This window comes from Ramlibacter sp. MAHUQ-53 (genome assembly GCF_052600055.1).
Map to the genome: position 1 here is coordinate 1 of NZ_JBQWTS010000003.1, position 11,928 is coordinate 11,928.

10 protein-coding genes are annotated in these 11,928 nt (G+C 72.8%); all 10 read left to right on the forward strand.

Annotation, left to right across the window (positions count from 1 at the left end):
* A partial coding sequence (locus tag ACT80S_RS06020; RefSeq protein ID WP_377413910.1) for a hypothetical protein occupies positions 1–791 on the forward strand: 791 nt, incomplete at its 5' end.
* 3 nt (positions 792–794) lie between these two features.
* Positions 795–2,423, forward strand: a complete 1,629-nt coding sequence (locus ACT80S_RS06025) for a CHASE2 domain-containing protein (protein WP_377413912.1) — start codon at positions 795–797, stop codon at positions 2,421–2,423.
* A complete protein-coding gene (locus ACT80S_RS06030; protein ID WP_377413914.1) occupies positions 2,420–4,348 on the forward strand; it encodes a caspase family protein in 1,929 nt (642 codons plus the stop codon). Before ACT80S_RS06025 ends, ACT80S_RS06030 begins: the two co-directional genes overlap by 4 nt.
* Positions 4,345–4,797, forward strand: a complete 453-nt coding sequence (locus ACT80S_RS06035; RefSeq protein WP_377413916.1) for a hypothetical protein — start codon at positions 4,345–4,347, stop codon at positions 4,795–4,797. The genes ACT80S_RS06030 and ACT80S_RS06035 overlap by 4 nt, the downstream gene beginning before the upstream one ends.
* 69 nt (positions 4,798–4,866) lie before the next feature.
* The gene (locus tag ACT80S_RS06040) at positions 4,867–5,847 is read left to right on the forward strand and encodes a Bug family tripartite tricarboxylate transporter substrate binding protein (RefSeq protein ID WP_377413919.1); all 981 of its coding nucleotides are present in this window, start codon (positions 4,867–4,869) and stop codon (positions 5,845–5,847) included.
* Positions 5,848–5,921: 74 nt separating this feature from the next.
* Positions 5,922–7,967 carry a SpoIIE family protein phosphatase gene (locus ACT80S_RS06045; protein ID WP_377413921.1) on the forward strand — a complete coding sequence of 682 codons (2,046 nt, stop codon included), beginning with the start codon at positions 5,922–5,924 and terminating at the stop codon, positions 7,965–7,967.
* Positions 7,964–8,854 (forward strand): transporter substrate-binding domain-containing protein, encoded by an 891-nt coding sequence (locus ACT80S_RS06050; RefSeq protein ID WP_377413923.1) that lies wholly within the window; start codon positions 7,964–7,966, stop codon positions 8,852–8,854. Before ACT80S_RS06045 ends, ACT80S_RS06050 begins: the two co-directional genes overlap by 4 nt.
* Positions 8,851–9,663, forward strand: a complete 813-nt coding sequence (locus ACT80S_RS06055; protein ID WP_377413925.1) for a class I SAM-dependent methyltransferase — start codon at positions 8,851–8,853, stop codon at positions 9,661–9,663. The genes ACT80S_RS06050 and ACT80S_RS06055 overlap by 4 nt, the downstream gene beginning before the upstream one ends.
* A 27-nt stretch (positions 9,664–9,690) precedes the next feature.
* Complete coding sequence (locus ACT80S_RS06060) at positions 9,691–11,271, forward strand: transporter substrate-binding domain-containing protein (RefSeq protein ID WP_377413927.1); 1,581 nt, start codon at positions 9,691–9,693, stop codon at positions 11,269–11,271.
* Positions 11,268–11,924, forward strand: a complete 657-nt coding sequence (locus tag ACT80S_RS06065; RefSeq protein ID WP_377413930.1) for a polar amino acid ABC transporter permease — start codon at positions 11,268–11,270, stop codon at positions 11,922–11,924. The genes ACT80S_RS06060 and ACT80S_RS06065 overlap by 4 nt, the downstream gene beginning before the upstream one ends.
* Positions 11,925–11,928: the final 4 nt, after the last annotated feature.

Below are 11,928 nucleotides of genomic sequence, written 5' to 3' on the forward strand. Positions count from 1 at the left end.
ACCCGGCCCCGGCCCCGGCCCCGGCCCCGGCTGCGGCTGCGGCCCCGCCCGCTCCCGCGGCGGCCAGCGCGGTGCGTCCGCCCGTGCAGGTCGCCGCGCCCGCCGCGGCGCCAGTCGCCGCACCCACTGCCGTGCCTCCCGCGGCCCCGGCGCTCGCCAGCCTCCCGGCCGCGGCCGCCAAGCCGGGACCGGCGAGCAACGCCTTTGGATTCCGTGTCGGCGACCGCTGGAATTACCAGACCGTGGATAAGTACAAGGCCGAGGTCATCGAGAACTGGTCGCGCCGGATCGGAAGCATCGCGCCGGACGGCAGCCTGCTCACCACCACAGGCACGCTCCTGTCGCCCGAGGGCAACGAGCGGAAGACGTCGAACCGGGTGTTCCAGTCCCGGACCTTCGACAGCGCCAACATCATGATCCCCCGCAACCTCAGCGTCGGTCACCGGGAGAACTTCAAGTTCACCGAGCGCTCCACGCGCCTTGACGGCACCGAGATCGAGCAGTCCTGGAGCGGCACCCTCGAGGTGGTCCGCACCGAGCGCGTGCGCGTGCCGGCGGGAGAGTTCGAGGCCTTGCGCATCGAGCGCAAGGCCTCGGTCGATGGGCGCGAGCCGGGCAGCGTCCGCACCTGGTCGGGAACCCTCGAGCAGGTGCTGTGGTACGTCCCGCAGGTACGCAGCTACGTCGCCAACGACTTCACCTTCCGGCCCCGCCTCGGGGCGGCGGACCGCTTCCGCGTCGAGCTCACGAGCTACGAAGTCGCGCCCGGCCCGGTCGCCCTGGCCCGCTGACGCATGCCGCAGACCTGGCGCTCCCGCCTGGCGGCCTGGCCTGCGCGCGTCGGCGGCTGGCCGACGTCGCGCGTGCTCGGCGGCCTGCTGGTCCTGTTCTGCGCGTGGATCGTGATGGACCTGCGGGTCTTCCACGTCGGCAACGGCCTGTCACGCTCCACCTATGACGTGATGGTGCGCTCGCGCCTGTGGGCCGCGCCGCCCGATCCGCGCATCGTCATCGTCGACATCGACGAGGCCAGCCTCGCGCGCATGTCCGGCGAATTCGGTCGCTGGCCCTGGCCGCGTGACACGCTGGCGACGGCGCTGGCGTACCTGGAGGGCCAGCAGCCCGCCGCCATCGCCTGGGACATCCTGTTCGCCGACCCGGACCGCCTCAGCCCCGGCGGCGACGCGGCCTTCGACGCCCAGGTCGCCGCGGGCCGCCGCAGCCACTTCTCCGTGGTGCGGCTGCCCGCATCCAACGACGGCGCCAGCCAGCTCACGCAGGCGCAACTGCCCGGGCTGTGGGCTTCGCCGGCGCAGGGTGCGGCTCCGGCCACCGTGGCCCTGATCCCGCCGGCGCTGCCCGCGGTGGCGGCCGCGCCCCTGGGCCTGACGAACGCCACCCCGGACGAGGATGGCGTGATCCGTCGCCACGCCGCCGGCGAGCGCCTGGCCGACGGCGGCGTGCTCCAGTCGCTGCCGCTGGCGGTGCTGGGCTCTCTGGACCCCGCCGCGGCCCGCGCCCGCACCGAGGCCCTGCGCGCGGCGCCGCCGGGCGCCATGCCGCTGGTGGCGTGGCGGCACAAGGAAGGCGCCTACCCGCGCATCTCCTTCGCCGACCTGTTCGCCGCGGCCGAGGGACAGCCCGGCGCCGCGCCGCTGCCGCCGCTGGCGGGCAAGGTGGTGGTCATCGGGGCCACCGCGCCCGCGTTGCACGACCTCCACGCCACGGCCTTGTCGGCGCGGCAGCCCGGCGTCGAGACGCTCGCCACCCTGATCGACAACGAGCTCAACGCGCGCCATGTCGCCGAACTTCCGGCGGCGGTGCAGGCCGCGCTGGCCATGGCGCTGTGCGCGAGCATCGCCTGGCGGATGCGGTTCCGCAGCCTCGCGGCGCTCGACGCGGCGCTGGTCGCGGTGCCCGGCGCGCTGATGGCGGTCAGCTTCGCCAGCCTGCACACCGACCGCCTCTTCCTCGACCTGCAGATGGCGGCGGGCTGGACCCTGGGCTTCCTGGCCCTGGTGCGCCTGTGGGCCGGCTGGCGGCGGGCCCACTGGTGCGCGCCGCCCGCGGCCGCCGCGCCGCTGGCGGTGTGGCCGCTGCGCGCCGGCGCCGCCGGCTGGAGCGAGGCGGGCGTCAGCCGCCTGATCCTGGCGCTCGAGCGCCAGGCGCCGGCCTGCCGGCTGCTGCTGCCGGCGTCCGGTCCCCACGCCTGGCCGGCGCTGTCGCGGCTGGCGGCAGTGGTCGGTCCGGCGGCCGAACTCGCGCAGGCGCTTGACCGGCTGGCCCGCGGCCTCGATGGCGAAGTCGCCGCCGGCGCCTTGCACCCCGTGCCCGAGGGCGCCGGCACCGGGCGGATGCTGGAAGCCGCCGCGCAGGCCTGGGCCGCCCAGGGCCTGGCCCCCCACAAGGAGTCCCTTGCATGAACTGTCCCCTGATCTCCCGGGCTCGCCCTGGCCGAGGGTGGCGCGGCGTGGTGGCCGGCGTGCTGTGCGCCGCCAGCCTCGCGGCCGCGTCGGCCGAGCCGGTCACCACGCTGCGGCCCACCGAATTGCGTGCCGACAAGTTGCCCACCGCGCCGGTGAGCGCCCCGCTCGAGGCCGGTGCCGAGGTCCGCCTCCTGAGCCTCGAGGGCGGCTGGGCCTGGGTCGAGGCCCGCGGCCAGCGGGGCTGGGTGCGGGCGGGCACGCTGCGCTTCCCGGCCTCCGCCGCGCCGGCGTCGCAACTGGCCAGCGGGCGGCTGGCCGGCGGCAATGCCGCGGTGGCCCTCACGGTGCGCGAGCTGCTGCCCCGGTCCAACCGGCACGCGCTGATCATCTCGGTCTCGCGGTACGCCGACGCGGCCTACGCGCCGCTGCCCGGCGCGAGGATCGACCGGGAGTCGGCCACCCAGATGGCGCTGGCCATGCAGGTGCCGGCCTCGAACATCCGCTACCTGCTCGACGAGCAGGCCTCCGGCGCGGCGATCCGGCAGGCGGTCCGCGACCTCGACGCCCGCGTGCAGGACGGCGACCGCGTCTTCATCCACTTCTCCGGCCACGGCACCCGCTACGCCGAGAACGGGGCCTCCGAGTGCACCGAGGCCTTGCTGGGGTATGACGGCGGCTGGCCCGGGACGCTGTCGCACCGCGAGATGGCCGACCTGCTGGCGCCGATCACGCGCAAGACCGACAAGCTGTTCGTGATGTACGACGCGTGCCACTCCGGCGGCCTTGTCGCCAACCGGCGCGCGGGCGCTGCCGACCGCGCCTGGGCCAACGCCAACGACGAGGGCCGGCTGCGGGCGCGCTTCGCCGTCACCACGCAGCAGTGCGCCGCGCCCTCCAACGTGCGCACCCGCAGCCTGTCCGACGAGGTCACCGGCCGCGGGGCCTTGCCGCAGGACATCGTGCACCTGTCCGCGGCCCGCGCGGACGAGATCAGCTTCGAGGACGAGAACAAGGGCGGCCTGGCCACCCAGTTCATGCGGGACTGCCTGCTGCGTGAGGCGAAGGACCTGGACGGCTCCGGCGCGGTCACCATCGACGAGGTCCGCCAGTGCGCCCAGGCCAAGATCGAGCAGCGCCTGCGCGGGGACTCGCAGTTCCTCGCCCACCACCTGACGCTGTCCGGCAACCGCGGCTTCGTGCCGGCCTGGTTCAGCCTGGCGCCGCCGTCGCAGCAGCAGGCCGGTGCCCCGTCCACCGGCGTGCTGGCTGCGGTGGCGGCCACCCCGCCGGCGCCGGCGAAGCCGGCTGCGCTCCCGCCCGCGGCTCCTGCGGCTCCTGCGGCCATCGCGCCGGCCCCGGCACCGGCCACCGTCGCGGCGCCCACGCCCCTGACCGGCGTGCAGGCCCTCCAGCAGCTGCACGACCAGCGCGATGCCAAGCGCCGCGTGCAGGTCACGCTGGCCTCGGGACGGCTGCGGATCGGGCAGGACCGGCTGGCCCTGTCGGTGCAGTCGGACCGGCCGGGCCATGTCTATGTGGCACTCGCCGGCTCGGACAACCGCTCGCTGCACCTGCTCTTTCCCAATGCGCTCGACGCGGACAACCGCATCGAGGCGGGCCAGCAGCTGCTGCTGCCGCGGCCGTCCTGGCCGGTGGTGGCCGCCGGCCCGGCGGGGACCAACCACCTGCTGGTGATGGTGGCCGACGCGCCGCGCGACCTGTCCGGGCTGGCGCGCGCGGACGGCAGCCCCTTCGTCAGCTCCCTCAACGACGCCCAGGGCCGGGCCCGCCTGGGGGCGCTGGTGACGCAGTCCCGCGCGGCCGGCGGGATGGCCTGCCTGTCCGCCGCCGGCCAGTCCGCGCGGCCCGAGTGCTCGGATGCCTTTGGCGCGGCGCTGGTGGCCGTGGAGGAAGTCCGGTGAGGCGCCCGATCCTGGCCATGGCCCTGGCGCTGGCATGCGCCAGGGCGGGGGCGGCCGAATGGCTGGTCACCCCCGCCGAGGCCGTCGAAATGGGGGGCGCGCAGGGCTACGAGGCCCCGATGCCGCTGCGCGGTCGTTCGGCGACGCCGCGGGTCGAGCTCGTGCGGCCGGACCTCGGCGCGCAGCCCCGCATCCGGCCCCCGGTGAGCATCGCCGTGCGCTTCGTGCCGTTGCCGGACGCGCCGATCGACCCCGCCAGCTTCCGCGTGTTCTATGGGGCGATGAAGTTCGACATCACCTCCCGGCTGGAACGGTTCGTGAGCCTCACGCCCACCGGCTTCAGCCTGGAGAATGCCCAGATCCCGCCCGGCCGGCACCGGCTGCTGGTGCAGGTCCGCGACGACAAGCAGCGGGTGGCGGAGGCCGACCTGCGCTTCGAAGTCGAATAGGGCGCACCCGCGCGCCCGCCCCGGTGGCTGGCTTATAGTCCCCGCTCTTTCCTCCTGCCGAGACACTCCATGCTCCGTCGCCACATCCTCTCGATCGCCGCGGCCGCCGTCGCCGGCGGCCTGTCCGTCCCCGCGTTCGCGCAGCAAGCCGCCTACCCGAACAAGCCGATCCGCCTGATCGTGCCGTTCCCGCCCGGCGGCGGCACCGACATCCTCTCGCGCCTGATCGGGCAGAAGCTCACCGAGAGCGCGAAGTGGACCATCGTCCCGGACAACAAGGGCGGCGCCGGCGGCACCATCGGCATCACCGAAGCCACCAAGGCCGCGCCCACCGGGTACGACCTGGTCATGGGCCAGAAGGACAACCTGGTCATCGGCCCCTGGCTGTACAAGAACCTGCCCTGGGACCCGACGCGCGACCTCGTGGCGGTGGCGCACGTGGCCTACTCGCCGGTGATCATCGCCACCAGCGCGAACTCCCGCTTCAAGACCCTGGCCGACGTGGTCGCTGCCGCCAAGGCCGCCCCCGGCAAGGTCACCTACGGCTCCCCCGGCAGCGGCACCTCGATCCATCTGGCCGGCCACCTGTTCGAGAAGGCCGCGGGCATCGACCTGATTCACGTCCCGTACAAGGGCTCCAACCCCGCGCTGATGGACACCCTCTCGGGCAACGTCGACCTGCTGGTGTCCTCCGTGCCGTCGGCGATGGCGCAGATCAAGGCCGGCAAGCTGCGCCCGCTGGCGGTGACCTCGATCAAGCGCAGCTCCTCGCTGCCCGAGGTGCCCACCGTCGCCGAGTCCGGCTTCAAGGACTTCGACGTGAGCACCTGGTACGGCCTCTTCGCGCCCGCCGGCACGCCGGCAGCCATCGTCAACCAGGTCAACGCCGAGGTGAACAAGCTGCTGGCGCAGCCCGAGGTGCAGGCCGCCATCCAGGCCCAGGGCGCCGAGCCCGAGGCCATGACGCCGGCCAGGCTCCAGGCCCAGCTTCGCACCGAGTACGCCAAGTGGAAGGGGATCGTCGAGGCCTCCGGGGCGAAGATCGACTGATCCCGCGAGTTGCCAAACGAATTAATTTGAAATTGTTGAGTAGGTAGATATGCTCAATCCCGCAGGAGGCGGGAATGAGCGATCCATCCGGGCCGGGCCCTGGCATCCGCGAAGCGCGCAGCGGCCGCCAGCGCTTCTTCCACAACTACAACCGGGCCATCGGCATGGCCTACGGCGGGCTCCTCCTGGGGTTGTCCGCCTTCTTTGCCTTCCTCCTCCACCAGGGGGTCGACGACGAGCTGGCCCTGATCCGGGGCCAGGTCGAGCGCCACGGCCAGTTCCTCGAGTTCGTCCTGCGCTCCTCGACCGACCAGATCGAGGCGATGCGCATGTCCGCGGCGGCGGACCTCGCCTCGGGGCGCGGTTGCGCCGCGGGCCGGGCCGCCCCCGGCGGCGCGGGCCTGCAGGCGTCTGGCGGCGGCTTCCACCGCGACGCGCTTGCCGAGCGCGATGCCGGCGGCAACCTGGTCGGGGACGGCCCGCTGGCCGGCCGTGCCCCCGAGTTCTACTGCGACCTCGGCGCGGCCCTCGGGCTGGACAACCAGCTCGGCGCGATGGCCTTCCAGCTGCCCAACGCCGCCCGCGCCCGCTTCATCACCGATCAGGGCTTCTACCTGCAGGCGCCATGGCAGCCTTCGCGCGGCCTGGCCCCGCCGGCCCGGCTGCTGCATGAGCCGGTCTGGCGCCAGGGCCTGCCAGCCGCCAACCCCGACCGCACGAAGTACTGGGCGCCGCCGTACTTCGGCGGCGAGGATGCGGGCCTGCTCGCACCGGTGGCCGTGCCGGCCTACGACCGGGACCGCTTCGTCGGCGTCATCGCGCTCGACCTGAGCCTGGACTACCTGAACCGGATCAACAGCGCCTTCGGCTACCCCCTGGGCCGGGTCTCGGTGGTCGATGCGCGGGGCCGGGTGCTGGCCCACCCCGGCCTGTACCGGGACCCGCTGGCGGTGCGGGAGGCGCCGGCGTTCGAGCGCGCCTTCGACCGGGCGGTCCTGGCCAGGCCGGCCAGCCTGGTGGCCCTGCAGGCGCATGTGCCGGTGACGCTGGACGACTGGGTCTTCATCCGCCGCCCCTTCGTCTCGGCGCCCTGGCAGCTGGTGTACGCGGTGCAGCGCGAGGCGCTGTGGCGCAAGCTCCTGCTCGAACGCGGCCCCGCCATGGCCGGCGTGCTGGCAGCCCTGATGCTGCTCATGGCCGTGACCTACGCGGTCACGCTGCGCGAGTTCGTCGGTCCCGCCGCCAAGCTGGTGGCGCATGTGGAGGCCGAGTCCACGCTGGCGGCCCGGCCGGTGCCGCGGGTGCCTGCCAGCTGGCGGCCCTGGTTCGACGCCATCTCGCGGGCTTTCCGCGAGTCGGTGCAACTGGGCAGCCTGCGCAAGGAGGTGGACATCGCCGCGCGCATGCAGCAGTCGATCCTGCCGCGGCACTGGCCGCAGGACCCGCGCTTCACCCTGGTGGGCACCATGCGGCCGGCCAAGGACATCGGCGGCGACTTCTACGACCACTTCTGGCTCGCCGGCGGCGCCTGCGGCTTCGTCGTCGCCGACGTGAGCGGCAAGGGGATCTCGGCCGGCCTGTTCGGGATGGTGTCCAAGACCCTGCTGCGCCTGACCGCCACGCAGCGCCAGCTGCCGCCGGGAAGCGTCGCCCGCGAGGTGAACGATGCGCTGTGCGCCGACAACGAGTCGAGCATGTTCGTCACCGCCTTCTACGCGCGCTACACGCCGGGCAGCGGCGAGCTGGTGTACGTGAACGCCGGGCACCCGCCGCCGCTCCTGCTGCGCGCCGACGGCCGCGTCGAGTGGCTACCGGGCACCGGGGGGACCGCCTTCGGCGTGATGGAGGACCTCGATTACGAGGAGCGTGTCGAGCACCTGGCGCCTGGCGACACGCTGCTGGTGTTCACCGACGGCGTCACCGAGGCGGTCGACGGGCGCGGCGAGGAGTTCGGCCGTGACCGGCTCGGCGCCTTGTTCGAGGGGCAGGCGGCCCTGCGGCCGGACGAGGCGATCGACCGCGTGGTGCAGGCGGTGGCGGCCTTCGCCGGGGAGGTCGAGCAGTTCGACGACATCACCTGCGTGGTCCTGCACTGCGTGGGGCAGGGGGAGGGCGAATGATGCACAGGCCGTTCGTGGGGCGCCTTCTTCGCCTCATGGTCTGGGCGGCTGGCAGCCTCTGTGCCACCGTCCTGGCCGATACGCTGGACAACATCCAGCGACGCGGGGAACTGGTGGTGGGGGTCAAGCGCGATGTGCCGCTGTGGGGGCAGCTCGACGTGGCGAGCGGGCGAATCGTCGGCCTGGAGCCCGACCTCGCGGGTGACCTCGCGGCGCGACTGGGCGTGCGGCTGCGGCTGGTCGGGCTTCTGAGCGCCGAGCGTCAGGAGGCGCTCGAGCAGCGACGGGTCGACCTGCTGCTGGCCACCTTGTCGGACACGCCGGAGCGGCGCAAGCGGATGGCCATGGTCTTGCCCCACTATTACGCCTCAGGCGTGAACATCCTGGCTCGCCGGCAATGGTCTTTCCGTGAGTGGGGCGACCTGCGCAATCGCCGCGTCTGCGGTCGCCGAGGGGCCTACTACAACCGCGCGATGACCGTGAACGCCGGCATGGACCTCGTCCCGCTCTATGACAACGCGCGCGCGCTTGCAGCCTTGCGGGACGGACGCTGCGATGCGGTCCTGTACGACGACACCAACATCATCGCGATGCTCCAGGAGTCGCACTGGTCGAACGAGTTCGAGATGCCGCTCAAGACCGAACTCGTCGTTCCATGGGCCATCGGCGTGCACCTCGAAGACACGGGCAGTCGCCTCGCGCAGGCCGTGTCGCAGGCCGTGATCGATTGGCACCGCACCGGGCGCATCGTCGAACTGGAGCGCAAGTGGGGCATCCCGGCTTCGGATTACGCGCAACGCAAGATGGCCAGTTGGCGTCGGCGATCGCCGGGCGGATTCGTCTGTGGCGTCGCCGTCGGACCGGCCACGCCCGAGGAGTGTCTGTGACGACGCCCGCAGGCCCCTGGCGCGTCCCCATGGCAGAGGCCTATGACCAGTATTTCTCTTCGCGCCACTACGACCAGCGCTACCCTGCGCCTAATCCTGGCACGCTCGAGTTCCTGTGGTCGCAGGGCGCCCACCGGGCCACGCGGGTTCTCGACGTGGGGTGCGGCAATGGACGCTATGCGTTGGCCCTGCTGGCGGGGGGCGGCGGCGAACTGGTGGGCTGTGACATCTCGAGGGCCGCGCTGGCGGAATTCAGTGCGCGCCTGCAGGCCCATCCTGGCAGGGAGCGGGTCCAACTGGTGCTTGGCGGTCCGGAGGATGTCCCGGCAGGGACCGGGTTCGACTGCCTGCTGATGCTGTTCGGCGTCCTGGGTCACATCGGTCCGCGTACGGAGCGGATCAGGGCGTTGAGGGCCATGCGTGCGCGAGCTACCGAACAGGCCCTGCTGCTGCTGTCGGTTCCCAGCGTGTGGCGGCGCATGCCGATTGCGCTGGTGCGTTCAGCGCTGCATCGAGGCAAGGTTCCTCGCGAAGACGATGCCTGGAGCGATATCCGCTACCACCGAGTGATCGGCGGGCGACGGGTGGACTTCCATTACCACCTCTATGGCCTCGCCTCCCTCGAGGCTGAACTTGCAGAGGGCGGCTGGGAAGTGGTGGCGGCCCGGGCCGAAAGTGTGTTTCCCGAGCGGCTGGTGTGCCGCTCGCAGGGGTTCGCATGGCTCGACGGTTGTCTCCAGCGCTGGCTGCCCGCCAGCCTGGGTTACGGCATCCTCGTGGCGGCCCGTCCGAGGGCCATGGTGGCTTGAGCCGTGACACGGTGGATGCAGGCGCTCATGCTGACCATGTGCCTCGTGGCGCAGGCGCGCGGCGCCGTCAAGCCCAGCGAGACCCTGCAGCTTGCGCAGGCGCGCGGCGCACTGGCCGTGGGCGTCAAGGCCGACTACCCCCCTTTCGGCTTCCTCGACGCCCAGGGCCGGCCGCAGGGCCTGGAAGTCGACCTGGCCCGCGACCTCGCCCGGCGCCTGAACGTCTCGCTGCGCCTGGTGCCCGTGACCGGCGCCAACCGCCTGCAGAAGCTGGAGGACGGCAGCGTCGATGTCGTCATCGCCACCATGGGCGACACCGCGGACCGGCGCCGCCTGGCCACCGCCGTGGAGCCGAACTACTACGCCTCGGGGGCCACGCTGTTCATGCGTCCGGAGTCCCGGGTGAGGGACTGGAGCGAGCTGCGCGGGCAGGTCGTCTGCGCGGTCCAGGGCAGCTACTTCAACCGGCCGATGGCGCAGCGCCACCTGTTCGAGCTGCTGATGTTCAACTCGGCCCGCGACGCCCGTCTCGCGGTGCGCGACGGCCGCTGCGCCGGCATGCTGTTCGACAACACCGCGATCTGGGCCGACCTGCAGCACCCCGACTGGGCCGGCTACAAGGCGCCGCTGCCGCCCGTGATGAACGTGGCCTGGACGATCGCGCTCTCGCGCAAGGAGGCCGGCAGCGAGCTCGAACGCATCGTCGGCAACGCCGTCGCCGACTGGCACCGCAGCGGCTTCCTCGCCGAACGGACCCGGGCGTGGGGGCTGCCGCCGTCCCAGTTCCTGGCCGAGGCGCAGGCGCTGTGGAGCCGCCGGGGGGCCGGCGGCCACCTGGTGTGCCGACGCGACCCGCAGGGCGCGTGGCCGGCGGAATGCCGAAACCGCCTGTTCCTCACCCCGCAGGACGTCGGCGGCCTGCACCAGTTCGGGCTGTCCCTGCGCGACGCCACCGGCATCGACCTGAGCTTCGTCTACGACGATTTCGACCGCGGGCGCTTCCTGCGCGGCCTGGCGACCTCGGTGGCGCTGATGCTCGCCTGCCTCGCCGGCAGCCTGGCGCTTGGCGTCGCGGGCGCGCTGCTCGCCGAATCTCGGTTCCTGCTGCTCGGGCCGCTGGCGCGGGCACTGGCTGCCTGGGGGCGGATGACGCCGCCGCTGCTGCAGATGTACCTGGCCTTCTTCGGCGCCGGCGCCGTGGCCTGGCAGGTCTGGGGCGTGAGCCTGTCGGCCTTCGGCGTGGCCACGGCCTGCCTGTCCTACTACACCGGCGCAGCGGTCATGGCCGCCCTGCTCGACGCCTGCGAGCATGAGCGCGGCGACCAGCCGGGCTTCCGCCTCAGGCTGCGCTCGCTCGGCCGGGCCTACGGGCTGGCCGCCGGGTCGGTCACCTCGTCGCTGGTCAACGTGACCAAGGCCACCATGATGTCCTCGGCCATCGCGGTGCCCGAGCTGATGTCGGCGGCGACGGCCATCGTGGTCGACAACGGCAATGTGGGCGAGGTGATGAACGCGCTGCTCCTCACTTTCGTGCTGCTGGTGGCCGGGACGCTGTGGTCCCTTCAGCGGCTCCAGCTGTGGCTCCAGCGGAAGGGGTGGCGTGTATGAGCGCGGACCTGGGCCTGGAGCTGCAGGCGCTGGCGACGTGGACGCCGTTCCTGCTCGAGGGCTTCCTCTGGAACATCGCCATCGCCGCCCTGGCCATGGTCCTGGGGACCGTGGCCGGCGCCGGCCTGGCGTGGCTGCGGATGTCCCGCCACCCGCGCCTGGCCCGTGCCAGCCTGGCACTCACCGGCCTGAGCCGCAATGTGCCCACCATCGTGTTCCAGTTCTACCTGGCGCTGATGCTCCCGGGCGAATGGCTGGTGCCCGGTACGGACTGGATCATCGGCGTGCCGGCCTGGGTCAAGGCCGCCCTGGCCCTGGCCGTGGCGGTGGTCGGCTTCACCTCGGACAACCTCGCCACCGCGCTGGGCGACTGGCGCCAGGGCCACCGGTCTGCGGCGCTGCTGTTCGTGCCGGCCTGGGGCACCTACCTGGTGATCATCGTCATCGCCTCCAGCACCGCCTCCATCATCGGCGTGGGCGAACTGGTGTCTCGCAGCAACGCGGTCATCAATGCCACCGGCCAGACCGGCCTGATGGTGCCGGTCTACCTGTACGCCATGGCGATCTTCTTCGCCTTCTGCTGGCCCCTGGTGGCCGGGCTGCGGCGGGCGCGCAAGGCGTTGGCTGCCCGCTACGCCCGCGCGGGCGGGTAGGGCC

What these genes read in the sequence shown, in the direction of transcription:
- ACT80S_RS06025 (WP_377413912.1), top strand. Translation starts at nt 795, where the DNA reads ATGCCGCAGACCTGGCGCTCCCGCCTGGCGGCCTGGCCTGCGCGCGTC.
- ACT80S_RS06030 (WP_377413914.1), top strand. Translation starts at nt 2,420, where the DNA reads ATGAACTGTCCCCTGATCTCCCGGGCTCGCCCTGGCCGAGGGTGGCGC.
- ACT80S_RS06040 (WP_377413919.1), top strand. Translation starts at nt 4,867, where the DNA reads ATGCTCCGTCGCCACATCCTCTCGATCGCCGCGGCCGCCGTCGCCGGC.
- ACT80S_RS06045 (WP_377413921.1), top strand. Translation starts at nt 5,922, where the DNA reads ATGAGCGATCCATCCGGGCCGGGCCCTGGCATCCGCGAAGCGCGCAGC.
- ACT80S_RS06050 (WP_377413923.1), top strand. Translation starts at nt 7,964, where the DNA reads ATGATGCACAGGCCGTTCGTGGGGCGCCTTCTTCGCCTCATGGTCTGG.
- ACT80S_RS06060 (WP_377413927.1), top strand. Translation starts at nt 9,691, where the DNA reads ATGCTGACCATGTGCCTCGTGGCGCAGGCGCGCGGCGCCGTCAAGCCC.
- ACT80S_RS06065 (WP_377413930.1), top strand. Translation starts at nt 11,268, where the DNA reads ATGAGCGCGGACCTGGGCCTGGAGCTGCAGGCGCTGGCGACGTGGACG.